Origin of the sequence: Nitrosomonas sp. Nm84, from assembly GCF_003201565.1 — a bacterium.
Taxonomy (GTDB): domain Bacteria; phylum Pseudomonadota; class Gammaproteobacteria; order Burkholderiales; family Nitrosomonadaceae; genus Nitrosomonas.
The window spans coordinates 68,973-94,900 of record NZ_QJJP01000009.1; the positions used below are offsets into that span (position 1 = coordinate 68,973).

Annotated in this window: 23 protein-coding genes; 17 read left to right on the forward strand and 6 right to left on the reverse strand. The window is 45.9% G+C overall.

Annotation, left to right across the window (positions count from 1 at the left end):
* The first annotated feature begins 14 nt into the window (after positions 1-14).
* The 7 genes from bfr to C8R34_RS06495 all read left to right on the forward strand — a co-directional run bounded on the left by bfr (position 15) and on the right by C8R34_RS06495 (position 5,799).
* Positions 15-479, forward strand: a complete 465-nt coding sequence (gene bfr / locus C8R34_RS06465) for a bacterioferritin (protein WP_110338985.1) — start codon at positions 15-17, stop codon at positions 477-479.
* Between the two features lie 120 nt (positions 480-599).
* Positions 600-1,253, forward strand: a complete 654-nt coding sequence (locus C8R34_RS06470) for a DUF2325 domain-containing protein (protein WP_110338987.1) — start codon at positions 600-602, stop codon at positions 1,251-1,253.
* A 117-nt stretch (positions 1,254-1,370) separates the two neighbouring features.
* A complete protein-coding gene (locus tag C8R34_RS06475) occupies positions 1,371-1,679 on the forward strand; it encodes a hypothetical protein (RefSeq protein WP_110338989.1) in 309 nt (102 codons plus the stop codon).
* 18 nt (positions 1,680-1,697) lie between these two features.
* Positions 1,698-2,558 carry a DUF692 domain-containing protein gene (locus C8R34_RS06480; protein WP_110338991.1) on the forward strand — a complete coding sequence of 287 codons (861 nt, stop codon included), beginning with the start codon at positions 1,698-1,700 and terminating at the stop codon, positions 2,556-2,558.
* Entirely contained in the window at positions 2,536-3,315 is a 780-nt protein-coding gene (locus C8R34_RS06485; protein WP_110338993.1) for a DUF2063 domain-containing protein, read from the forward strand. Before C8R34_RS06480 ends, C8R34_RS06485 begins: the two co-directional genes overlap by 23 nt.
* Before the next feature lie 71 nt (positions 3,316-3,386).
* Complete coding sequence (locus tag C8R34_RS06490) at positions 3,387-4,127, forward strand: sensor histidine kinase KdpD (protein WP_258364394.1); 741 nt, start codon at positions 3,387-3,389, stop codon at positions 4,125-4,127.
* Between the two features lie 22 nt (positions 4,128-4,149).
* A complete protein-coding gene (locus tag C8R34_RS06495) occupies positions 4,150-5,799 on the forward strand; it encodes a tetratricopeptide repeat protein (protein WP_110338995.1) in 1,650 nt (549 codons plus the stop codon).
* 100 nt (positions 5,800-5,899) lie between these two features.
* Here the strand turns inward: C8R34_RS06495 and C8R34_RS06500 are convergent, their stop codons facing one another.
* Positions 5,900-6,460, reverse strand: coding sequence for an FxDxF family PEP-CTERM protein (locus tag C8R34_RS06500; protein ID WP_110338997.1), 561 nt, complete (start codon positions 6,458-6,460; stop codon positions 5,900-5,902).
* A 570-nt stretch (positions 6,461-7,030) separates the two neighbouring features.
* Here C8R34_RS06500 and C8R34_RS06505 point away from each other — a divergent pair.
* Together C8R34_RS06505 and C8R34_RS06510 are read left to right on the forward strand one after the other, a co-directional pair.
* A complete protein-coding gene (locus C8R34_RS06505) occupies positions 7,031-8,272 on the forward strand; it encodes a TraB/GumN family protein (RefSeq protein WP_110338999.1) in 1,242 nt (413 codons plus the stop codon).
* Positions 8,273-8,411: 139 nt separating this feature from the next.
* On the forward strand, positions 8,412-10,262 hold the full coding sequence (locus C8R34_RS06510) for an ABC transporter ATP-binding protein (RefSeq protein WP_110339001.1): 1,851 nt from the start codon (positions 8,412-8,414) through the stop codon (positions 10,260-10,262).
* A 148-nt stretch (positions 10,263-10,410) separates the two neighbouring features.
* Here C8R34_RS06510 and C8R34_RS06515 read toward each other — a convergent pair whose 3' ends face one another.
* The 3 genes from C8R34_RS06515 to C8R34_RS06525 all read right to left on the reverse strand — a co-directional run bounded on the left by C8R34_RS06515 (position 10,411) and on the right by C8R34_RS06525 (position 12,627).
* Entirely contained in the window at positions 10,411-10,629 is a 219-nt protein-coding gene (locus C8R34_RS06515) for a hypothetical protein (protein ID WP_110339003.1), read from the reverse strand.
* Between the two features lie 7 nt (positions 10,630-10,636).
* On the reverse strand, positions 10,637-11,602 hold the full coding sequence (locus tag C8R34_RS06520; protein WP_165872538.1) for an RHS repeat-associated core domain-containing protein: 966 nt from the start codon (positions 11,600-11,602) through the stop codon (positions 10,637-10,639).
* Positions 11,603-11,940: 338 nt separating this feature from the next.
* Complete coding sequence (locus tag C8R34_RS06525; protein WP_110339007.1) at positions 11,941-12,627, reverse strand: hypothetical protein; 687 nt, start codon at positions 12,625-12,627, stop codon at positions 11,941-11,943.
* 339 nt (positions 12,628-12,966) lie between these two features.
* Between C8R34_RS06525 and gyrA the strand changes: the two genes are divergently transcribed.
* The 8 genes from gyrA to C8R34_RS06565 all read left to right on the forward strand — a co-directional run bounded on the left by gyrA (position 12,967) and on the right by C8R34_RS06565 (position 22,720).
* A complete protein-coding gene (gene gyrA, locus C8R34_RS06530) occupies positions 12,967-15,531 on the forward strand; it encodes a DNA gyrase subunit A (protein WP_110339009.1) in 2,565 nt (854 codons plus the stop codon).
* 28 nt (positions 15,532-15,559) lie between these two features.
* Positions 15,560-16,651: a 3-phosphoserine/phosphohydroxythreonine transaminase gene (gene serC / locus C8R34_RS06535; RefSeq protein ID WP_110339011.1), complete on the forward strand. Its 1,092-nt coding sequence runs from the start codon at positions 15,560-15,562 to the stop codon at positions 16,649-16,651.
* Positions 16,644-17,840 (forward strand): 3-phosphoglycerate dehydrogenase family protein, encoded by a 1,197-nt coding sequence (locus tag C8R34_RS06540; RefSeq protein ID WP_110339013.1) that lies wholly within the window; start codon positions 16,644-16,646, stop codon positions 17,838-17,840. Before serC ends, C8R34_RS06540 begins: the two co-directional genes overlap by 8 nt.
* Before the next feature lie 40 nt (positions 17,841-17,880).
* Entirely contained in the window at positions 17,881-18,951 is a 1,071-nt protein-coding gene (gene pheA, locus C8R34_RS06545) for a prephenate dehydratase (RefSeq protein WP_110339015.1), read from the forward strand.
* A gap of 81 nt (positions 18,952-19,032) precedes the next feature.
* Positions 19,033-20,151 (forward strand): histidinol-phosphate transaminase, encoded by a 1,119-nt coding sequence (hisC, locus tag C8R34_RS06550; protein WP_110339017.1) that lies wholly within the window; start codon positions 19,033-19,035, stop codon positions 20,149-20,151.
* Complete coding sequence (gene aroF / locus C8R34_RS06555; protein WP_110339019.1) at positions 20,148-21,164, forward strand: 3-deoxy-7-phosphoheptulonate synthase; 1,017 nt, start codon at positions 20,148-20,150, stop codon at positions 21,162-21,164. Before hisC ends, aroF begins: the two co-directional genes overlap by 4 nt.
* Positions 21,125-22,075, forward strand: a complete 951-nt coding sequence (locus C8R34_RS06560; RefSeq protein ID WP_258364398.1) for a prephenate dehydrogenase/arogenate dehydrogenase family protein — start codon at positions 21,125-21,127, stop codon at positions 22,073-22,075. The genes aroF and C8R34_RS06560 overlap by 40 nt, the downstream gene beginning before the upstream one ends.
* Positions 22,076-22,177: 102 nt before the next feature.
* On the forward strand, positions 22,178-22,720 hold the full coding sequence (locus C8R34_RS06565; protein ID WP_110339023.1) for a FecR domain-containing protein: 543 nt from the start codon (positions 22,178-22,180) through the stop codon (positions 22,718-22,720).
* A gap of 226 nt (positions 22,721-22,946) precedes the next feature.
* Here the strand turns inward: C8R34_RS06565 and nuoN are convergent, their stop codons facing one another.
* Entirely contained in the window at positions 22,947-24,392 is a 1,446-nt protein-coding gene (gene nuoN / locus C8R34_RS06570; protein ID WP_110339025.1) for an NADH-quinone oxidoreductase subunit NuoN, read from the reverse strand.
* Positions 24,393-24,442: 50 nt separating this feature from the next.
* Positions 24,443-25,927, reverse strand: coding sequence for an NADH-quinone oxidoreductase subunit M (locus C8R34_RS06575; RefSeq protein ID WP_110339027.1), 1,485 nt, complete (start codon positions 25,925-25,927; stop codon positions 24,443-24,445).
* Between the last annotated feature and the right edge of the window lies 1 nt (position 25,928).

The window sequence follows — 25,928 nt, forward strand, 5'->3', positions numbered from 1 at the left end:
ATTAGGAGACGAAAATGAAAGGTAATGCAGATATTATCCGTTGGCTGAATCAGCAGTTACAACACGAATTAACCGCCATCAATCAGTATTTTCTGCATGCACGCATGTATAAAAACTGGGGATTCAGCAGTCTTGGAAAGCACGAACTTGAAGAATCCTGTGAAGAAATGAAGCACGCCGATGCACTCATTGAACGTATCTTGTTACTGGAAGGCCTGCCCAACTTACAAGATCTCGGCAAACTCATGATTGGAGAGACCGCCGAAGAGTGTGTTGCTTGCGACTTAAAACTTGAGTTTGTCTCACGGGATACTTTGCTTGCTGCTATAGCCGCGTGCGAAATAGCACAAGATTATGTCTCACGAGAAATTTTTGAACGCATTCTTGAAGATACTGAAGAACACATTGATTGGCTGGAAACTCAGCTCAATGTTATGCAAAAAATCGGTATTCATAACTGGTTGCAAAGCCAGGTATAGTTTTTCCATTGCCGCTGGAGTTCTCCTCCTTCTTCAGCGGCGCATTTAGCCAGCCAGCCTGCTCCTTTCAGGTCAGCCAGCCGTTTTTTTACTTGCTGATGATTTGTGGGAGATTCGATTATGAAATTTCTGAAGAAACTGGTAGTAGCTAATGCTGTCTCGCCAATCACATTCTCTTCCGATCTTGCATACACGGATACTTTTTTATCCTTTTGTTTATGCAACTTAGAGAAATTAACCCACCGGATAAACAAATACTTCGTGATTCGCAAGAAAGCGCATCTTGAATGGAAGTTTACGCGCTTTCAGCAGAAGATTCTTGATGCCTCATCGGCTCCCATCAATAATTCCCACATTATCGACTGGGCACCGTTGATTAAAAACAATGCTGCTATCAAAAATGCTACGACTAGCAATTCGGCTAAAGATTGTAGCGACTGTCATCTTTTAGCAGGTCGCTCAGTTTTGTGTGTAGGCGGCCGTGCTACACTTTATCCGGAATACAATCAACTCATTGAAAACTCCGGCGGCAGTTTAGTGACATTCCATGGTGATCGCAATGATCAACTGAGTAATCTTCCCCCATTGTTGGAACAGGTTGATATGATCATCTGCCCGGTTGATTGCGTTAATCATGAGGCTTTTTTAATGGTTAAATATTACTGTCAATGCTTCGGCAAACTGTGTGTATTACTCGATCGATCAGAAATAAATACTTTTTCCACAGGAATTAACGTGCTAGCGACTTTGGCGTCAGCGAAAGCCTGCAATTGACAGGCTTAAAATCAGTCCTGCAATTTCCGCAACGCGATAAAGAAATGTAAGACATCATGCCAATTTGAAGTTATTATTCTTTGTTACCAATTGATCAAATTTCATGGAGAAAATGATATGTCAAAAAAATCAATGAAACCTGTTTCACTAGTTGTAGGTACTGCATTCGTAACCAGTCTTGCTACCGGTCATCTCTCGGCTAACACGGGCACCAGTCCCTTTGCTATGAATGAGTTATCCGGCGGTTACATGCAGCTTGCCGATGCGGGCAATGCCAGTAAATCTGGCCAAGAAGAAAAGCCTGATGGAAAAAAATCGGAGAAAGAAGGTAAATGTGGCGAAGGCAAGTGCGGCGGTAAAATGAAAAAGGATATGGAAGATAAAGGCGACGCAAACAAATCTGACAAAGAAGATACTAAAAAGTAATTCACGCAACATTTAGCCATGCACAGTCACAGACATTATCCTGTTCATGGCGCAGGTCTTGGTCTGCGGAGAGCGCTCATGCGCACACTCCCGGATCAGCCCATCAACGCGGTAAACTTCTGGGAAGTAGCACCGGAAAACTGGCTAGGGGTGGGTGGCTATTATGGCAAGAAGTTTCGTGAACTCACCGAGAAATTTCCTTTTATTTGCCACGGTCTGTCCCTTTCAATCGGCGGGCCGGCGCCATTAGATGAAGCGTTTCTACAGCGGCTAAAACGCTTTCTGAAAGAGCACCATATCCGGTACTATAGCGAACATCTGAGTTATTGCAGCGATGACGGCCATTTGTATGACCTGCTGCCAATTCCCTTCACAGTAGAAGCTGTACATTACGTGGCGGGCCGTATTCGGCGTGTACAGGATATCCTGGAACAACGTATTGCGATGGAAAATGTCTCTTACTACGCAGCGCCTGGCAAGAGAATGGAAGAGATTGATTTTCTCAACGCCGTGCTGCAGGAAGCTGATTGCGATCTACTGCTGGACGTTAATAATATTTACGTGAACAGTATCAACCATCGATACGATGCCGAGACATTTCTTCGGCAACTACCCGCCAAACGCATCCGTTATATTCATATTGCCGGGCATTATCAAGAAGCGCAAGATTTACTTGTGGATACACATGGCGCGAATGTGATAGACCCCGTCTGGCAATTACTCGAAAAAACCTATCAGCAATTTGGTGTCATCCCCACTTTGCTGGAACGTGATTTTAATCTGCCACCGATAGTAGAGTTGTTGCAAGAAGTGGAGACCATTCGTTCATTGCAGTCGAAATGGCTGGATCAAGCCGGTGACCACATACAACACAGCTGACCACCCTGGTTTTGTGCAGCAGCAATATGCTTTTGCGGCACATATCCGTAATCCAGAGAGAAATCCATGCCCCGAAGCTATCGAGGAGCGGCGCATGAAAATCTATTGCGAACTGTTTTATAACAATATCGAAGATTTTATAGCCAGCACCTATCCAGTATTACGTCAAATCACATCCGACGAACGTTGGCATGCGATGATCCGCGATTATTTTGCCAATCACCTGTCGCATACTCCTTTGTTTCCGGAAATGCCGCGCGAATTTCTAAAATATCTGGAACACGAGCGCCGACCGCATGCTGACGACCCGCCCTTCCTGCTGGAACTCGCTCATTATGAGTGGGTTGAACTAGCACTTTCCATCCTGGACGAGAAAGTTGATGAAACAAAAATAGACAGTTATGGTGATCTGCTTGATGGCATACCTGTAATGTCGCCGCTAGCCTGGTCACTGAGCTATCGTTTTCCCGTTCACAAAATAAGCCCGGTTTTCCAACCCAAAGATACCGGCGAAACGCCAACTCATCTGGTGGTTTACCGCGATGCTGATTTTGATGTGCATTTTATCGACATCAATCCAGTAACGGCACGGCTGATGCGACTGATTTCTGACAATACCAACCAAACCGGGCGAGCTTTGCTGCAACAAATTGCCACGGAGCTTAATCATCCCGAACCCAATATCGTTGTCCATGGTGGCACGGAGATATTGAACAATCTTAGAAAACGCAGAGTAATTTTAGGTACTTGTTTTTAAAATTAATATTGCATGGTATCTCTATAGCCCTGAGGGTTTTTGCCGTTAAACTGCTCATCAATAGATAGCAGATGCAAAAAAATCAAACAATAGAGATACCTGGCATGAAAGACGATAGTACCCACATCATCCCCGCTACGCACAACATGGCAAACTTTCTGGCTTCTTCTGTACATGACATGAAGAATTCAATGAATATGCTGATTGTTGGCCTGGATAAAGCGCTGGCTTCAATCGAAACAACGCAACTTGCAGCCCATGCTGAATTGGCACAGATGAATCATGAAGCAAGACGCATTAACAATAACCTGGTTCAGCTACTCACACTCTACAGACTCGGCCATAACACTTATCCCTTTGATCCGCAGTCTATTCACTTGAATGATTTCCTGTGCGCGATAGTTGCACCATATGGAAAATTACTTAAGCTCCATGGAATCAATCTGGAAGTTAACGTTAGCCCGGAACTGTATGGGTATTTTGATGAAGATTTGATCAACGGTGTCATCGGTAACGCATTAAACAACGCGATGCGCTTCACACGCGATCATATCCAAATCACGGCCATCAAAAATAACGGAGTACTGGAGCTACGCATCGCAGACAATGGCAATGGCTATCCGGCTCAGATACTTCAAAAAAACAGTGACCATATGCACCGTGTTAATTTTCAAGAATGTAGTACAGGATTGGGTTTCACCTTTTCGGCAATGGTTGCACATATGCACAATAATCAAGGACATGTAGGAGAACTAAAGTTAGAAAATGGCAATTCTCTTAAAGGCGCTTGTTTTATATTACGTTTGCCGTGATTAATTTTTACTTCCCGAAATCATGACTATTACCGGTCCACTTAACCTTTCACTACCTCATCTGGATCTTGCAGGAAAAACTGTGTTGATAATCGATGATTATCAAGAAATGCGCAGTATTCTTCGTGAATTCTTGCGTAATTGTGGTGCTGATATCAAGACAATATACACGGCGGCAGATGGCAGTGAGGCCATTGCCCTATTAAAGAAAGTGCAGTTTGATATTGTGCTGTGTGATCTCTATTTGGGATCTGGAAAAAACGGACAACAAGTACTTGAAGAAGCAAAATATCGTTCACTGGTTGGACTTGCCTGTCTGTGGGTTATGGTTTCTGCAGAAAAAACCTCTGAAGCAGTGACAGGTGCGGCAGAATATCAACCCGACGCTTATTTAATTAAACCTGTTACTGAAATGAGCTTACGCTTGCGGCTCACCAAGCTTTGGAAAAAAAAGGCAGCATTCGCAAAAATCCATCAAGCAATACAGCAATCCGATTACCTCAAAGCCATCAACTTATGTGATCAATGTTTGAACTCAGACATAACTCACAAGACTGATTTACTAAGAATCAAGAGCGATTTATTTCTGCTGACCGGCGAGTACGATCGTGCTCAAAATTTGCTGGAAACCATTCTAGTTGAACGTGATTTTCCTTGGGCCAAGACCGCGCTAGCTAAAATTTCTCTTAAAAAAAACGATATGGTTGCAGCCAAAACCTTACTCGAAGAAACTATCCAAGCAAATCCTTCATTTCTTGAAGCATACGATCTGTTGGCTCAAACGCTGCAAGCCATGAGTGATCTCGAAGGCGCACAGCATATACTCGAGCAGGCAACAAAATTGTCTCCTAATTCAGTGATACGACAAAAAAATCTCGGCAATATCACAATGAAAACAGGCAAGTTGAAGCTTGCTGAGCGGGCTTTTCGCAAGAGCATCGCGTTAGGAGAAAACTCAATATTAAAAACCGCAGATGCTTATCTGGGCTTGGTCAAAATATGCAGCGCCAACCAAAACCCTAATGAAGCAATAAAGGTGCTGGGTCAGCTAAATAAGCATTTCACAGCTGACGAAATACGTCTGAAAGCACTAGCCGTTGAAGGGATGATTTATCATCAGAGCGGTAATATTGAGAAGGCTAATCAAATTGTTATTGAGCTCGATCAATTTCTTACTCAGAATAACCTTCATCCGGATAGCGATGGGGCTTTGGAAATAGCCCGTTTATTAATGACTACCGGTGATAAAGAAAAAGCCATTGCAGTATTAAAAAAAGAAATTAAAAACAATCCTGAAAATAATAGCTTACTCAATGATATCGCAGAAATTTTTGACAAAGCCGACATGGGCGAAGAAGGTAACCAATTGATTGAAACCTTCCGTAGCGAAGCTATGCTCATCATGAATCGCGGCGTACTGCTGATCAGCAAGGGGCAATATGAAGAGGCAGTTGTCGCCATGCGCAATGCACGTGCAGCAATGCCGACAAACATGCGCGTGTTACTCAATTTGGCTCATGTGATTATTACATATATCCAAAAAAACGGATCGACACCAGAACTGATTAAAGAAGCTCGCGATAGCCTTTTTGCCGCAAATGAATTGTTGCCGGGTGAACCTCGCTTTACACGACTCATGGCTTCACTGAGTAAGCTTAGTCCAATGCCTTAAGCAGTAGAGCACTACTCGATACAGCTCATCTATAAGTAAAAAAGCCACAGGGCAAGGCTGCTTGTCTGTGGCTCATAGAAACTGAACTATCCAGCTTGAATTAGGCTGTTTTACGGCGACGTACGGAAAAACCAATCAATCCTAAGCCAGCCAGTAACATGGCATATGTTTCTGGTTCTGGAACAGGTAAGGCTTGCAAAGCAACTTGATATTGTCCAACATGGGCGGAACTTCCTAAGTTACCACTGATATCAAGATGATACTGACCAGCCGCTAAATTACCGATAAGGTTTGTTGCGTTATTACCAGCAAATGTGGCGTATAAAGTGCTGCCGCTTGGATGAACATCGCTCCATACTTCAACTATCAGGCCCGTGATTTCAGATACATTGATACCCCAAATATTCAATACAGCACTGTGAGCAGAACCCGATGTGCTTGACAGTGTTGGGATAGTGAAATTTGCATATTCTTCGAAGAATGAATTTGGGCTACCTGTCAAAGTTGCAGCAAGTACACTGGGTGATGCACCAATGACACCCATATCATAGGCATTGCCTACTGAACCATCGCCGCTTACGTTAGCAAAACCAGCATGTGCAACACCACTTGCCATCAGGACAGCTGCTGCTACTAATTTTAGTTTAAGACTGTTTTTCATTTTAAAATCTCCAGGGTGAGTTTATGAATCATTAGGGAAGCATCAATTACAATTAGTGTATAAATAACTCGCTTGAATTAAGCGGTAGCCAGTAATTATTTATAGCTTGCAATTACACACAGCCGCATTGTAAGTTCGTTCATTGAAGGTAACCATAGGAAATCACTCCCCTTTTATTAGTACACTAGTACACCACATGGCAGTACATCCGTACTAAGTATCGATATGCGGAGCATGCAAATAATTTGCACGCTAATAGAAGAGATTTCGATGTTATTGATCCGGCCATTAAAAAGATTGACTAGTATCTCCATATTCTGGCCTTCTCCGCCATGATAAATCGCACTATTTAATGGCCGACTCTATAATGTTCCCCCATAATGCATAGATGACAAATAAGTATGGCTTGCTTACCAAAGCTGTCGGATCTACTAAGAGAAATAAAATTTATTTATATCTGAGAGGGATCGAATTTTGTTTTAAGTATCGGCGTGATAATCTTTGCTTTGCAGCACTTAAATTAGTATGTATAAACCCACTTCAACTTCTAAGATTCTTAAATACTAACTGATGAACAAATTAGAAGAATGCGTCATAGAATTACCGAAAGAAAATGAGGATAAAACCGAGCCTATTAAAACTGTGACGGTGAATAATTGTGCTATCACATTACTGGGAACTGCGCATGTTTCAAAAGCCAGCGCGGATAAAGTACAGGAGTTGATTGCGACAGGAAGATACGATGCTGTGGCCGTTGAATTGTGTCCGAGTCGTCATAAAGTGATCATCAACCCGGATACGATGGCTCAGATGGATTTGTTTCAGGTGATCAAAAACGGCCAAGCCAGCATGGTTGCTGCCAGTCTTGCATTAGGTGCCTTCCAGCAACGCATGGCGGAGCAATTCGGTATTGAGCCAGGCGCCGAGATGCGTGTTGCGATTAAAGACGCGAAAATAGCAAAATTACCGGTTTTGTTGATTGACCGTGAAATCGGCACGACCATGAAACGGATTTATCACAATGTACCATGGTGGAAACGTATTCATTTGTTTGCCGGCTTGATCGCCAGTGTCGTTAGCAAAGAGAAATTCAGTGCCGCCGAAATTGAGAAATTAAAAGAAGGCGATGTGCTGGAAAGTTCTTTCTCGCAGTTTGCCGAAAACGAGAAAGACTTATTCCGACCGCTTATCAGTGAACGGGACGAATATATGTCAGCCCGCCTCATTAAAGAATGTAAGGAAAATAACTATCAGCACATTCTGGTAGTAATCGGCGCCGGTCATCTGAACGGCATGGCACAACAATTTGAAACACAAAGCATTACCAATCCAGAGGAGAAAATTGCACAACTGGATACCATTCCGCCGCCATCGCGATGGCTCAAGTTGATTCCTTGGATAATTGTTGCGCTCATTCTGACAGGTTTTGCCATTGGTTTTATGCGCAGCCCGGAAATCGGTACTGCCATGGTGGTTGATTGGATTGTAATCAATGGTGGACTTTCAGCACTGGGAGCAGCGATAGCTTTTGCCCACCCACTGTCTATTCTGACTGCTTTTCTGGCAGCTCCGCTGACATCTTTAAATCCAACCATAGGTGCAGGTATGGTGGTCGCTGCCGTAGAAACTTATTTACGCAAACCGAAAGTAAGTGATTTTAACCGGCTCAGAGCTGACACAACTAATCTGAAAGGTTGGTGGAGTAATCAGGTGACACGAATTTTACTGGTTTTTATACTCTCCACGTTGGGTTCGGCTATTGGCACTTATGTGGCCGGATTCAGGATATTCGAGCAACTTAGCAGCAGTTAAATAAAGGGCGACCCTCATAATCCAAACTTCGTTACAATGTTTCGTTACTCATAAGAAATGTTCCCCTACATATCGATCCTATGCTGCGTCAACATTCTTTATGCCTTACTTTGTTTGAATTTCTAGGGGTACCCTGAACATGTTCGATTTCTTCGAGCGCCTAATAAACCCTTATCCGCCGGAGCATCCTGCTGAGCCGCCACAAGGGCTCTATCAGTTTTGTCGCCACTATATTCAGGGGATTGAGCTCTACTTGGTCTTGCTGGCGATATTGACCACTTGCCTGGCAATCAGCGAAGCCATGCTGTATGGCGTACTGGGGCAAATGGTCGACTGGCTGGCGGAAAAAGAGCCCGCGCATTTCCTGGAAGAGGAATGGCCAACTTTGCTGGTCATGTCGATATTCATCCTGATAGTGATTCCAATGCTGGTGCTGCTGCATTCGTTAGTGATCCACCAGACACTGATGGGAAATTTACCGATGCGGATCAGGTGGTTATCACACCGATACCTGCTCAATCAAAGTTACTCATTCTTTCAGCATGAATTCAGTGGCCGGATTGCCACCAAAGTGATGCAAACCGCGCTGTCGGTACGAGAAACAGTGATGAAACTGCTCGATGTCATGCTGTTTGTCACCGTGTATCTCACGACGACGTTCATGTTGGTGCTTAATGCCGATCCGCGTTTGTGTTTGCCGTTGCTGGCATGGTTGTTTTTGTACATTGGCATTCTGTGCCATTTTGTGCCGCAACTAAAACGCGTCTCCACTCTGCAGGCCGATGCACGCTCTCTGATGACAGGGCGTATTGTCGACAGTTATACCAACATCCTGACACTCAAGCTATTTTCCGGAAGCCAGCGGGAATTTGCTTATGCCAAGGCCGGTATGGAAGAATTCATGTCCACGGTACATCCGCAGATGCGACTTTCGACCGGACTTAATGCCTGCGTGTGGATTATCAATATGCTGCTGGTATTCGTAACAGGGGCGTTTGGGATTCATTTGTGGCAACAAGGTGCCATCGGCCCGGGCGCTATCGCGATTGTTATGAGTCTGGCGATCCGGCTGACTGGCATGTCACATTGGGTCATGTGGGAAGTCAACGCACTGTTTGAAAACATCGGTACGGTACAAGATGGTATCAATACAATCTCAAAACCCCAAAATGTCACCGATGCACCGAATGCAGATAGTCTACACGTTCATCATGGCGCAATCCATTTTAACCATGTTGGCTTTTCTTATCACTCGAGTCAACAGGAATCTCATGGCATTTTTGACGATCTGAGTTTACATATCGCTGCCGGTGAAAAAGTGGGAATCGTTGGCCGTTCAGGCGCAGGAAAATCAACCTTCGTTAACCTGTTGCTCAGGTTTTATGATATCCAACAAGGCAGTATCACCATCGATGGACAAGATATTCGCACTGTAACCCAGGATAGCCTGCGTGCCAATATCGCCATGGTGACACAAGACACTTCGCTACTGCATCGTTCAGTGCGTGACAACATTCTGTTTGGCAAACCGGATGCTACCGATGCACAAATGATTGCGGTAGCCAGGCAAGCCCAAGCACATGAGTTCATCCAGACATTGCGAGATATCAAAGGTCGAACCGCTTATGATGCGCACGTGGGAGAACGTGGCGTTACGCTATCCGGTGGACAACGACAACGTATCGCCATTGCCCGGGTGCTGTTAAAGAATGCACCTATCCTGGTGCTGGATGAAGCCACCTCGGCATTGGATTCCGAAGTGGAAGCCAGTATTCAGCAAAGCTTGTATCAGCTAATGAAAGGTAAAACGGTCATAGCCATCGCACATCGACTATCTACGATTGCAGCAATGGATCGACTGATCGTATTTGATAAAGGCCGCATTGTTGAGCAGGGCAGCCACGCCAAACTGATCGCCAATAATCAGCTGTATGCACAGCTATGGAATCATCAATCGGGTGGTTTTTTAGGGTTGCTAGAAAATGAATAAACTTGCACTAAGAAGTGGCTTCGCAAATTCGGACAGTCGGATAAGTGCTAATCCTGCTCAATCCAAGCCGTGTAATAAGCTGAGCGCGTAGCGGATGTAGTGTCGTTCTTGCTTTTGCTGATCAACTGCCATGTTGGAATTCGCAAACTCATTCCAACCTACGGGCTATTAAGACACGATTCCCTTCCATCATTCTTTCTACTGTAGAAATTCGCGATCCTGGTGGAAACTCCCATTCTTCATCTTCAGGATCATAAGAATCTGCACCATCAAGAACAAAAACGTTTGGAGCAACTTGAGTAGCAGAAACTGGTCGAAAAACCTCTACTCCTTCATTCAGCAATCGAACATAGAGGATAATATTCATATTGGCCTCAATATTTGAATTTGAGGCCACCGACATGAATAACCTCTTTGATTACGTTATCAAGAACGACAGATTGCCCCGTCTCAGGATGCACGTAGCGAATTGCTTGATTTCCTTTGTTAATGAGGTTTTCAGCAGAAAAACTCTTGCCTTTCTGGATCGCCTCTGTTATTTGCGCAGGGGTACAACCACGTTTCTGAAGTTGACCAGCCCATTTTGCTTCTGATTTGAATGTACCAAGAATCCACTTGGTTTCCATAGCGCTCTTTGTAGCAAGATTTCCAAGAAGCTTACCACCAACGGCCCCAATAGCCCCTAGGGATAGAGCATCCATTCCAGCAGAAATCGCAACATTACCTGTATCAACACACTGCAGATTACCGCCATTACTCAATAATTGTGATGGAATATCAATTGCTGCACCGGAGATTGCGCCAACACTAGCACTTACAGCAGCCGCACAAGCTGGATTGCCTGCACAGGCAGCAATAATGGCTGGAATAGCTTCGCCCGTCGGGTCAGTAAAACTCATTGGATTTCCACTTACATATCCATAAGTATTCAATCCCCCCGTCAGTCCAGTCGAATCAGGAGTCAGATATCTTCCCGTTTTCGGCTCATAATATCTGAAGTAATTGTAGTGAAGGCCAGTCTCCTTATCAAAATACTGTCCCAGGAATCTTGGATGGTATTCAAATAATTGACTGTTTCCGTCCGGATCTTCATCAGGCAGATTGGCACCAAATGCATGGATGTTTTCCCAGCGCCACACCGGGATGTTGCCTTGATTGACGATCACTCTCGGCGTGTTGAGGTGGTCGGCATGGATGAAGTAAATCTGGATCGGGCTGGTGGAGGTGGGTTTTCTGATGATAGCGATCGGGATATTCTCTAACCAGATAGTTTCTTGCCGGACTAACCAGTCATCCGTCGGTGTGGCGGTACTGGAATTATCTCTGTATTCACCGATCAATTGCCCGGCGGGATCATAGAAAAAGAAAACTTTGAACTCAACGGGCCTTTTTGCTGGTGCGTTGATTCAGGCCGTTGGTTTTATACGTGTGCGTTTGGCGTTTTTGACGGTTGTTGAGAGCTTGCCGACGGCATAATAGCCCCAATATTTGGGGCTGGTGTGTCCGATTGGCCGATCAGGCGATCACAAAGAATCATGTTTAATGCATTTTGCAATATTCAGACCTGTCCCGTGCTGCGCTTTGTTCCCGTGCTACGCTTATAGGCATACTAGAAAAACATCTTCAGCGTGCCAATACGCTATTCTATTTTTGCTGATTCTATATTTTTTAGTTTGACTTAAACCAAAGGGTGAAAGGTTTCATAGGAACCAATCACATTCAATTGGCTATACCCATCAGCAAATTCTAGTCGTTCAATATCCACTAACGTATCGGTCGCATTTCCATTGTTTTCAATCACTTCGTAACCTGTATTTTTTCCTAAAATATCTTGTGTGGCGTACACTCGATAATCATCACGGCTACCTGCATAAACCACGGTATCAAGGCCTAAACCGCCGTTAAAATCATCTGAAGCGGCGGTAGTATTGTAGAAAGTCTGGTTGGGATTGATACTTTCGTCCTGTGCTTTCAGCAGATCAAGAGTGTCGGTAATAGATTCATAAATATCCTGAGCCTTGTCGAATACAAATCTAAGGACATCCTCTTTCGTTGTACCCTCTAACCAGTTATGAATGGGATCAATAATAATTCTGATTAAAGTGTTTTCAGTTGGATCAAATTCCCAGTCTCTGGTATATCCTGGATAAGTAGGTAAAACCGATGGCAATGGTTTGATACTTTCCGGCAAATCCGGCCAGGTTCGAACTATGGGAAAGTCCGGTAATCTACCCGGTAGGCTTGGTAAAAATGAGGTGTTTATAGTTTCAGGTAATCTCAGATTGAAATCAATATCAGGAAATTTTGTTAAAGAGTATTGATTTGTATACTCTAATGAATTAGGAAGATAGTTCTTTATTATCACGATGCTAATCCCCTTAATTAACTCAATCAAAATACCAAATACAGCTTATTACAGCACATTCTATCCTACAAATCTGAACAGAAGCTGAATATAATTACTCTGCGTTTAACACCTATTTCGAGGCGCGCGGTCTTTTAGGATGACTCGCAGGATGAGTTTGCCCAGATGCTTTCTCGCGATTGACTGTTAAACGAGCGGCAGCCATCCTCGTTATCGCAAAGTTAGCTGAGAAACGATCGCAACATGTTAGAATGGGCGGATTTACAGATTTCTTATACTCAATGTTAAGAAAACACGCATCTGCACCATAACCTGTTGTTTTTCATAAAATCATAAGATATGAACCAATTTGCCAAGGAAACCCTGCCGGTCAGTCTTGAAGAGGAGATGCGGCGTTCCTATCTTGATTACGCGATGAGCGTCATTGTAGGCCGCGCACTGCCGGACGTTCGTGACGGCCTGAAGCCGGTACATCGCCGTGTATTATTTGCCATGCACGAACTCTCCAACGATTGGAACCGGCCATACAAAAAATCCGCACGTATCGTCGGCGATGTGATCGGTAAATACCATCCGCACGGCGACACCGCCGTCTATGACACGATTGTTCGCATGGCGCAGGATTTTTCGCTACGCTATATGCTGATCGATGGGCAGGGTAACTTCGGTTCTGTGGATGGCGATAATGCCGCGGCAATGCGTTACACCGAGATCCGCATGTCGCGTATCGCGCATGAATTGTTGGTGGATCTTGACAAAGAAACGGTGGATTTCGGTCCCAACTATGATGACTCTGAAAAAGAGCCGCTGATACTTCCGGCCAAAATCCCCAATTTACTCATCAACGGTTCATCAGGCATTGCGGTCGGTATGGCGACCAACATTCCGCCACACAATCTGAATGAAGTGGTGGAAGCCTGCCTCACACTACTCAGAAATCCGGATATCAGTATCGATGAACTTATCGAGATCATTCCGGCACCGGACTTTCCCACTGCCGGCATCATTTATGGTGTTTCCGGCGTAAAAGACGGTTATCGCACCGGCCGTGGCCGTGTCGTCATGCGCGCTCGTACGCATTTTGAAGACATGGAAAAAGGCAGCCGCCAATGCATCGTCGTCGATGAGTTGCCCTACCAGGTTAACAAAGCCAATTTATTGATACGCATCGGGGAACTGGTCCGCGACAAGAAAATTGAAGGGATTTCCGATCTGCGTGACGAATCCGATAAATCGGGCATGCGCGTCGTCATTGAACTCAAACGCGGCGAAGTGCCTGAAGTCATTCTGAACAACTTGTATAAAGAAACACAAATGCAGGATACCTTCGGCATGAACATGGTGGCCTTGCTGGACGGTCAACCACGTTTGCTGAATTTGAAGCAGATTCTGGATGCATTCCTGCGTCATCGCCGTGAAGTCGTCACGCGCCGCATCGTTTTTGAACTGAAAAAAGCCCGTGAACGCGGTCATTTACTGGAAGGTTTAGCGGTTGCGCTGTCCAATGTCGACGAAATTATCGCGTTGATAAAAGCTGCGCCGACGCCAGCGGATGCCAAGGAAGGGCTCATGGCAAGAACCTGGCATTCCCAGTTGGTTGAGGAAATGCTGTCTCGTGCCATGGCGGATGCCAACGCATTGCGTCCGGATGGCTTGGATCAAACATTCGGCTTGCAAGCGCAAGGTTATTATTTGTCCGACGCTCAAGCGCAGGCGATTCTGGAATTACGTTTGCAACGCCTGACCGGCCTGGAACAGGAAAAAATCGTCGAAGAATACAAGGATGTCATCGATAAAATCATTGATTATCTCGACATTCTGGCGAATCCGGAGCGCATCACCCTCATCATTACCGAAGAGTTGGATGCCATTAAACAGCAATTTGGTGACAAACGCCGCAGTGAGATCATTGTCGATACGCAGGATTTGAGTATGGAAGATTTGATCACGCCGGCAGATGTCGTCGTCACGCTATCGCACAGCGGTTATATCAAATCGCAATTGCTTGATGACTATCGCGCGCAAAAACGTGGTGGACGCGGCAAGTTGGCAACCAGCACCAAGGAAGATGATTTCATTGACAAATTATTCATTGCCAATACGCATGATTATATTTTGTGCTTCTCAAGTCTGGGACGTGTGTACTGGATCAAGGTCTATGAAGTACCGCAAGGTGGCCGACAATCCCGCGGCAAGCCCATTATAAATTGGGTGCAACTGGAAGAAGGCGAGAAAATCAACGCCATTCTACCGGTCAAAACTTTCGATGAAAACCGCTTTGTATTTATGGCAACGACATTGGGCACGGTTAAGAAAACACCGTTATCCGAATTTTCCCGTCCGCGTAACAATGGCATTATCGCCATCGGATTGGATGCAGGTGATTACTTGATTGGCGTCGAGCTGACCGAAGGCAAGCATGACGTCATGCTATTCTCAGACAACGGCAAAGCCATGCGTTTCAGTGAAAATGACGTACGTCCGATGGGGCGTACCGCCCGTGGTGTTCGAGGTATGAAGCTCGGTTCCGGACACAAAGTCATCTCGATGCTGGTAGCTGAAAATGAAGAGTTGGCGGTATTAACGGCCACAGAGAACGGCTATGGCAAACGTACTCCAATCAGTGAATACACGCGCCATAACCGCGGCACACAAGGTATGATTGCGATCATCACCAGTGCACGTAACGGCAAGGTTGTCACCGCAAAACTGGTGAAACCGGATGATGAAATCATGCTGATTACTTCCGGCGGCGTACTGATCCGCACCCGCGTCAACGAAGTACGCGAGATGAGCCGTGCCACGCAAGGTGTTACCTTAATCAACCTGGATGCGGGTGAAAAACTCGCCGGCCTAGAACGGGTAGTGGAAAGCGAAGATGGCGATGTCGAGAGTGACAGTTAACTGAGATCAGCTAAGCGAGAAAGATACCATGGATCAAATCTATAACTTCAGTGCAGGACCTGCGGTTCTACCCAAAGAAGTGCTTCAACAAGCGCGCGACGAAATGCTCGATTGGCACGGCAGCGGCATGTCGGTGATGGAAATGAGTCATCGCGGCAAGGAATTCATGTCGATTGCGGAAAAAACCGAAAATGATTTGCGCGAATTGGTAGGCATCCCGCAAAACTATAAGGTGTTATTTCTGCAAGGCGGCGCTTCCAGCCAATTTTCCATGGTACCGATGAATTTGCTGCGCGGCAGAAAGAAAGCGGATTATATCAATACCGGTCAATGGTCTACAAAAGCCATCGAAGAAGCCAGTCGATATTGCACCGTCAATGTCGCCGCTTCCTCCGCGGATGCTAATTTTACCTATGCGCCCATACAAGACAAATGGCATCTGAATCCCGAATCGGCCTATATTCATTACACTAGCAACGAAACCATTGGCGGTGTCGAGTTTCATTGGATTCCGCACATCGATCCGAACAGTCATGTGCCATTAGTCGTCGATATGTCATCCGATATCTTGTCGCGACCTTTGGATGTCACCCGTTTCGGGCTGATCTATGCCGGCGCGCAAAAAAACCTCGGGCCTGCCGGACTGACACTGGTCATTATCCGCGAAGATTTACTGGGCATGCCGCTGGCAGGCACGCCAACGCTGTATGACTATCAGATTCATGCGCAAAATGATTCAATGTACAACACCCCGCCCACTTATGCCATGTACATCACCGGACTGGTATTTGATTGGCTGAAACAAAAAGGCGGATTGTCTGCGATGGAAAAAACCAATATTGCCAAAGCCAATGTGTTGTACGACTTACTGGACAGTACCGATTTTTATCATTGTCCGGTGGCAAAACCCGATCGCTCACGCATGAATGTGCCTTTTACACTGAAAAATCCTGGGCTGGATGGCGAGTTTCTGAAGCAGGCCACAAGCAACGGTTTGATCCAACTGAAAGGTCATCGCTCAGTGGGTGGCATGCGTGCCTCCATATATAATGCCATGCCGCTTGAGGGTGTGGCAAAATTGGCAGCATTTATGAAGGAGTTCGCCAGTCAGCATGCCTGAAAATCAACAGGGAATCTTCAAGATTCACACACTTAACCATATCTCTTCGCACGGCCTGAGTCGCTTTCCTATAGATTGCTATCAGGTAAGCAACGATATGACGGAACCGGATGCCATCCTGGTACGCTCGCACAATATGCTGAACCAAGAAATTCCCGCTAGCGTCAAAGCAATCGGACGCGCCGGTGCAGGCACCAATAACATTCCGGTGCAAGCAATGAGTAGCCGGGGCATCCCCGTGTTTAACACACCCGGTGCCAATGCCAATGCGGTTAAAGAACTGGTTATCGCCAGCCTGTTTTTGGCCGCACGTAATCTGGTTCCCGCGTTGCAGTTTGTCGAATCCCTGCAAGGTGATGATGCGGCACTGAACAAGCAGGCTGAGGATGGCAAGAAGCATTTTTCCGGTATCGAATTACCGGGGCGCACACTGGGCATCATCGGGTTGGGTGAAATCGGCCGGCTAGTAGCAAATACCGCCATCAGACTGGGCATGAAGGTCGTTGGCTATGACCCAAAAATCACCGTTGAATCCGCTTGGAGCCTGTCGGCAGAAGTCAGAAAAGCGCACAGCATGGAAGACTTGCTGCGTCACAGTGAGTTTATCAGCGTACATGTCCCTCTGTTGGATTCCACTCACCACCTGATTAATGATAAAACCATCAGGCTAATGAAACACAATGTGATGCTATTGAATTTCTCACGTAGTGCCATCGTTGATGAAGAGGCAGTGCTTGCCGGCATCGCCGCCAATAAAATAAAAGCCTATGTGAGTGACTTCCCGAGCCAGAAGCTGCAACATCAAAAGGGCGTGATCACGTTGCCACACCTTGGTGCATCGACACAAGAAGCGGAAGAGAATTGTGCCGTCATGGTGGTGGATCAACTCATGGATTATCTGCAAAACGGCAATATCACCCACACAGTCAATTTCCCTGACATCCAGATGGAGCGTGAATCGCCTTATCGGGTAGCGGTTGCCAATGCCAACGTACCCAACATCCTGGGGCAAATTTCCACCAGCATGGCCAATGCCGGATTGAACATCCACAACATGATCAATAAATCGCGCGGAGAAATGGCCTTCACGTTGGTAGACGTCGACAGCCCAGTGCCGCAACATGTCGTGGATGAAATTGCCGCAATCGCCGGTGTACTGATGGCGCGCTATCTGCCACTTCCCAGATAAACCCTGATGAACACTCGTTAAGCCAGAATTTCTACCGCCCATGTCAGAAGAACTCAAACAATTACGCGATCAGATCGACGCCATTGACGACGAATTGCTTCAACTCGTGAGCAAACGCGCCGGGCTGGCACAACAAATCGGCAAGATCAAGAAAAGTGGCATCGTCTATCGTCCTGAACGCGAAGCACAAATATTGATGCGTATGCAGGAACACAATCCGGGTCCCATCAGCAGCGCGCATATCGGGCAGCTATTCACGGAAATCATGTCGCTATGCCGCGCCCTGGAAAAACCCATGCGTGTGGCTTATTTAGGCCCAAGCGGTACTTTTTCTGAAGAGGCGGCATTGAAACGTTTTGGCAGTGCCATCACATCAGTCGCGTGTAATTCGATTGACGACGTGTTTCATGCCGTGGAAGCCGAAACGGCAAATTATGGCGTGGTGCCGGTGGAAAACTCTACCGAAGGCGCTGTCGGCAGGACCATGGATTTGCTGTTACAAACACCGCTCATCATCTGCGGCGAAATTCAGTTACCCGTACATCAATTCCTGATGGCACAGCAATCAGAATTAGCACATATCAACAAGATTTACTCGCACCCGCAATCGTTGGCACAGTGCCAGCATTGGCTAAAAACCAATTTACCGCACCTCCCCAGTGCCGCACTGATTAATACCGCCAGTAATGCCGATGCAGCCCGGCAGGCAGCAGTCGACAAACACGCAGCGGCTGTGGCGGGCAAAAGAGCAGCCGAGTTGTTCGGACTCTCCATCTGCGCTGAAAACATTGAGGATGATCCGAAAAATACCACGCGGTTTCTGGTTATTGGCAAGCAAGTGGTAAGTGTCTCAGGAAAGGACAAAACATCGCTGATCTTGTCGACCAATAACCGTTCCGGAGCAATTTATAAATTACTAGAACCGCTGGCGCACCACGGCGTCAGTATGAGCCGCCTGGAGTCGCGCCCATCCCGTACCGGGCTGTGGCAATATGTATTTTTTGTGGATATTGAAGGGCACCAGGAGGACGCCAATGTCGCCGCTGCACTGACAGAATTACGTGAAAAAGCATCTTTCTCAAAAATACTCGGGTCTTATCCCGCCACATAACTTTCCGCCATCACTCAATAGTCGCCCTATCAAACTCTTTGAACCCTCAGTATTCTTTCTATCATTAACAAATCTAATCTTATGAATCTTTGTGACTTTGTTCCGGAATACATCCGCTCCATCCAGTCTTATCAACCCGGCAAACCCATTTCTGAACTGGCACGGGAAATGGGTTTGGATGAAGCATCCGTCATCAAGCTGGCTTCCAACGAGAATCCGCTGGGAACCAGCCCGCTCGCACTGGACGCCATGATCCATGCGCTGCACGATATCGCGCTGTATCCGGATGGCAGTGGATATGAATTGAAAGCCGCATTATCCAGACGCTATGCCGTAGCACCAGAGCAAATCATCTTAGGCAATGGCTCCAATGATGTGCTGGATCTTGCTGCGCGGGTGTTTTTGAAGCCGGGTGCGGCTGCTGTGTATTCACAACACGCATTTGCGGTTTATCCGTTGGTAGTGCAAATGGTCGGCGCCAATGGCATAGCGGTTCCTGCGCTGGATTTTGGACATGATTTACATGCAATGCTGGATGCCATCACACCGGAAACACGCATTGTATTTATCGCCAGCCCAAACAACCCCACCGGCACATTATCCAGTGAAGATGAGTTATTTCAATTTATGGAACGCGTATCGCGTGACGTGCTGGTCGTCATGGATGAAGCGTATTATGAATACTTGCCGGAAGCTAACAAACCGGACAGTATTAAATGGCTGAAGCAATTTCCTAATTTGCTGATCACTCGCACTTTCTCCAAGATTTACGGCTTAGCCGGCGTGCGTATCGGATTTGGATTGGCGCACCCAGATGTGGCGAATCTGATGAACCGTGTGCGTCAGCCGTTCAATGTCAGCAGCATTGGTCTGGTGGGCGCACTAGCTGCACTGCAGGATGCCGAGTTCGTACAAAAATCGTATGCACTGAACCGCGTAGGTATGCTGCAACTCACCGATGGCTTCCGCAAGCTAGGTATTGAATACATCCCTTCGTATGGCAATTTCATCAGTTTCCGTGTCAAAGGCGATGCGACCAATACCTCGAAAGTTTATCAAAACCTTCTGCAACAAGGCATCATCGTACGTCCTCTGGGCATTTACGAAATGCCGCACCACCTTCGAGTTACCATCGGACTGGAATCCGAAAATAAACGATTCCTGGAATCACTTGAATACGCAATGGGAGAATTAGCTTGATCATCATCATGAACAAAGACGTCACCGAAGAGCAAATCGGTGCGGTCGTAAAGAAAATTCAAGATCTTGGCCATGAAGTCAATATTTCACGCGGCACCAAACGTACTGTCATTGGCGCCATCGGCGATGAGAGCAAACTCGACCCGGAATTATTTGATTCCATGCCGGGCGTGGAATACTCGATGCACATCGTCAAACAATACAAAATTGTTTCGCGCGAATCACACAAACAGGACTCGATCATCGATGTGCGGGGCATTCCCATCGGTGGCAAACAAGTACAAGTAATCGGCGGCCCTTGCTCAGTCGAAACACAGGAACAAATGGATCTGGCAGCGCAACAAGTCGCAGCAGCCGGTTGTCGCTTGATGCGTGGCGGCGCTTTCAAACCGCGCACCAGTCCGTACACTTTTCAGGGCAAGGGTGTTGATGGCTTGAGCATATTCCGCAAAGCGGCGGACAAATATAACTTGCCGATTGTCACCGAGCTGATGGATGTACGCATGCTGGATACCTTTCTTGAACATGATGTCGATATCATCCAAATCGGCACGCGCAACATGCAGAATTTTGATCTACTGAAAGAAGTCGGCCGTATCAACAAACCGGTGATTCTCAAGCGCGGCCTGTCCGCCACCATTTCGGAGTGGCTCATGGCAGCTGAATACATCGCAGCGGGCGGCAATCACAACATTATTTTTTGTGAGCGTGGCATTCGCACCTTTGAAACCGCATACCGCAACGTCATGGATGTCACCTGCGTGCCGGTACTCAAACGCGAAACCCACTTGCCGGTTATCATCGATCCTTCGCATGCCGGCGGTAAAGCCTGGATGGTGCCAGCGTTAGCGCGTGCGGCCATTGCGGCAGGCGCTGACGGCTTGCTAGTGGAAATGCACCCGAATCCGTGCGAAGCCTGGTGTGATGCCGATCAGGCACTGAGTCCACAGGAATTCAAAGATTTAATGGGCTCATTAAAAGGCATCGCAGAAGTAATTGGACGCAGCCTGTAACACGTAATAACCAATTTATGGGGAATATCACGGCACTCAATAAACTGGTCATCATCGGCGTCGGCTTGATCGGTGGATCATTCGCGCTAGCGCTGCGTAACGCTGGGCTAGCTAAGCATATCGTGGGCGTTGGCCGCAGCCGGCAAAACATGCAATGCGCCTTAGAACGTGGCGTTATTGATGAAATAGCCACTGACATGACTTCCGCTCTGCACAACGCCGATTTGGTACTGCTGGCAATGCCAGTCGGCCAAACCACCTACATCATGACGCAGATCGCCCCACACCTGCAAGCCAACACCATTATCACCGATGCCGGCAGCACCAAGCAGGATGTCATTGCCGCAGCACGCCATCATCTCTCCATGCAAAACCGCCATCATTTTGTCCCCGGCCATCCCATCGCCGGCACTGAACAAAGTGGTGCCCAAGCTGCGCAAGCAGATTTGTATGCTAACAAACACGTCATCCTGACCCCTCTGCCTGAAACCAGCACCGAGGCCGTCGAACAAGTCAACCAATTATGGCAAGCCTGTGGCGCGCAAGTCTCCATCATGTCCGCCGACGAGCATGACCAGATTCTCGCCGCTACCAGCCACCTGCCGCATCTTCTGGCATTCACCATGATGAACCACATTAATCACAACACCAGTGATCTTGTGAATATGCTGCGTTTCGCCGGCAGCGGCCTGCGCGACTTCACCCGCATTGCCAGTAGTTCTCCGGAAATGTGGCGAGATATCTGTTTGTCGAATCGTGAAGCATTGTTGGAGCAGATTGTGGGGTATCAGAATGAATTGAGTACTTTGCAGGAGATGCTGAAAAATAATGAGGGTGAGGCGCTGGAAAAAGCTTTTTCTCAGGCACGGAGCATTCGGGAGAATTGGTTGAAGAGTAAAATAGAAAATTGATAGAGTAGCCATCGATTAAAATCCACCATAAATTCCAGACTAAAAAAATTATTACTATCCGTATATAATTTCAACTTTCATCCTTTATTTTTCTGAGCTCAAATGCAAGAACCTGAACCGCCCGTTATACAACCCTTTACCTTTGTTTTCAGTTGGCGGCGTTTCTCGCTGCACTGTGCAATCATGGGCTTTTGTGTGCTATTGGGTCTGATGACTTGGTATTTTGCCAAGCCGCATAGCATACGGTTTTATGAAACCAAGTCTGAAGAACAGCTTACCACCGCGATAGCGCCCGATATCGATATGGCATTGGATACTTACAGTTCTGTCGCGGTGAAAGACAGCCAACCCCTGCAAGTCGAATTACTCAAGGGAAATGTTTATTTTGATATTAGGAAAAATGCTACCAACACACTTGAGGTTAAGGTAGGCAATGTCCTCATAAAGGATACCGGCACGCGCTTCAGTATCCGAATGCACAAAGACGGCAGTAGCAATATTGCTGTTGCAGACGGGCATATCAAGATCCATGTCGCATCCGGGGTTTATCGGATCAACGCGCGCGAGCAAGCTGATTTTGATGACACTAGAATTAGCAAACACAGGTTAGTTGCTGAATATGACATCGCACCTTGGTATCATTAACGGAATCCGTAAAAATTCGCCCGTGAAACGCAGATACAGATGAGCTAAGCTCCTCTGTAATTTAGAGAATGGATAATTATTAATCCAGAAAGAAACTTCAAATGAAAATCTGGGTTAGAAAAATAGCAATTGAAGCACTGAGTAAATAACTTGTTTCAAATATCTGGTCGTTACAATCATGACAAAGATATTGCTTAAATATCCTTGTCGATAAACCTTTTAATAACTACATTGAATTTTGAATCGCGTAGAGACTTAATCCCATTAACGCTTGAGGAAATATGCCCAGCGCCAGTACTGCAAAACCATTCGCACTCAATAGAATCCTTACATCACTATTGGGAAGAATCGGTTCATCAGTTTCTGGTTCATCAAAGTACATTAGTTTAATGATACGCAAATAATAAAAAGCGCCAATTAATGAGAACAGTACCGCTGCAACCGCTAACCAAATATAGCCTGCATTGACAACTGCCTGTAACACGGCCAGTTTTGCATAAAAACCGATCATCGGTGGGATACCTGCCAGTGAGAACATCAGTAACAAGGTAATAAATGCGTACCAAGAGTTTCTTTTACTCAATCCTTTGAAATCATTGATATTTTCCGCCTCAAATCCATTACGACACAGTAACATGATTACTGCAAAAGTGCCTAACGTCATTAAAACATAAGCAATGACATAAAACAAAGCGGAACTATAGCCGTTTGAATCCGCGCTGATAAAGCCAAGCAACAGGAATCCCATATGAGAAATGGTTGAATAAGCCAACATACGCTTGATATTTGTTTGCGCAATAGCTGCAAGATTGCCTACTGCCATCGACATAACGGCCAGAATCACCAGCATACCTTGCCAATCAGCGACCATTTCTCCCATCCCTTCAACCAGCAAGCGCATTACAAAACCAAAGGCTGCCAATTTTGGCGCAGAACCAATAAATAATGTAACTGCAGTGGGCGCTCCTTGATAGACATCTGGTGCCCACATATGAAAAGGCACTGCACTTAGCTTGAAGCCGATTCCCGCTACAATAAATACTAACCCTACAACCAATACTTCTCTACTACTCGCTTCACTTTGAATGATTTGAGCAAGTTGAGAAACATGTAATGTTCCTGTTGCGCCATAAACCATTGACATGCCGTATAGCAAAAATCCTGACGCCAGTGCACCGAGCACAAAAAATTTCATGGCTGCTTCGGTTGCAACAACTGAATCTCGGCGTAATGCTACCAATGCGTAAAGTGACAATGAAAGTAATTCAAGACCAATATAAAGCGTCAGAAAATGACTGGCAGAAATCATCACCATCATTCCTAATGTAGCAAACAATACTAAGCTAAAAAACTCACCTCTCAACATGCCTCGGTCACTAATATAAGCGTGAGAATATATCAACACTGCTGATACCGTACCATACACCATCAACTTAAGGATATCTGCCATCGCATCATCGACAAACATACCGGAAAATGTTTGACTGGTTTCTGTCGAAAATGATAAGAAAGTCAGTAGTGCACACCCCAACAATGTAACTTGCGTTAACAAGTAGGCAACATAGCGTCTGTTTTCGCCTGCTGTGAGATCAGCCAGCATTACCACGCATACCATAATGAGCATAAAAATCTCGGAAGAAGCCGGCGCAAAATCAGGTGGTATAAAATTCATTAATCCTTCATCCTCATGTCGAGAAATATTACTATTCCAGAATCACTCTATTACAACTTGCTACTACTTACATGTATCAGCAAGTGATCTATGGTCGTATGCATTACTTCAGTTAATGGATATGGATAAACACCAAGCCATAAAACTGCGATCGCCAAAATTGCCAACAATACAAACTCACGCTTTGATATATCTTCCAGCCCTTCAACAGCTGGACTAGCTACAGCACCGAATATGACTCGTTTATACATCCATAGTGTATAAGCGGCACCAAAAATTAACGTAGTCGCAGCTAAAAATGCATACCAGAAATTAATTTTCATGCTACCCATAATGACCATAAATTCACCTACAAAACCACTCGTACCCGGCAACCCAGCATTCGCCATTGCAAACAACATAAAGAAAGCAGCAAATACGGGCATCTTATTTACCACCCCACCATAATCCGCAATTTGACGTGAATGTAATCTGTCGTATAGCACGCCTACGCACAGGAACATGGCACCGGAAATAAATCCGTGCGAAATCATCTGAACCATCGCTCCCTCAACACCGTAGGCGTTAAACAGGAAAAAACCTAATGTAACAAATCCCATATGTGCTACCGATGAATATGCAATCAGTTTTTTCATATCAGCTTGCATGAGTGCAATCAGTCCAATATAAACCACTGCTATCAGTGAGAGTGCAATCATCATACCAGCCAGATAGTTACTAGCATCCGGAACAATGGGCAGTGAAAACCGCAGAAATCCGTATCCGCCTAACTTAAGTAAAATAGCTGCTAGAACAACCGAACCGCCCGTTGGTGCCTCTACGTGCGCATCGGGCAACCATGTATGCACTGGCCACATCGGTACTTTCACTGCAAACGCCAGTAAAAATGCAATAAAAATCAAAATCTGCGGTGTTAGCGGAATTTCTAATTGATGATAATCTTGTATCGAGAAACTGCCTCCCGATGTTTGATATAAATAAATAAAAGCGATCAGCATCAATAAGGAACCAAGCAATGTATAAAGAAAAAACTTGATAGCCGCATAAACACGGTTAGGGCCGCCCCATATCCCAATAATCAGGAACATTGGGATCAATGATGCTTCCCAGAACACATAAAACAGCATTGCATCCAATGAAGAAAACACACCATTGACAATGCCCGACATGACTAAAAAAGCACCCATATATTGGGATACCCGTTGTTTAATAACTTCCCATCCTGCCACAACAACCAAAGGAGTAATGAAACAATTCAACAGTATCAATGGCATTGATATACCATCTACACCCACATGATAATTGACGTTAAATCGCTCAAACCAAACGTAGTTCTCGACAAACTGCATCGCACTGGTTGCAGAATCAAAGCCAGTATAAAGAGGAATTGCTACCAACAATCCAAGGGCTGATCCTGCGAGAGCTATCCAGCGGGCAATCTGCGCATTATGGTCACTGCCGGTTGCGAATACGGCAACACCAAAAACAATTGGCAGCCAAATAATTAAACTTAATAGTGGGAATTCAAACGACATG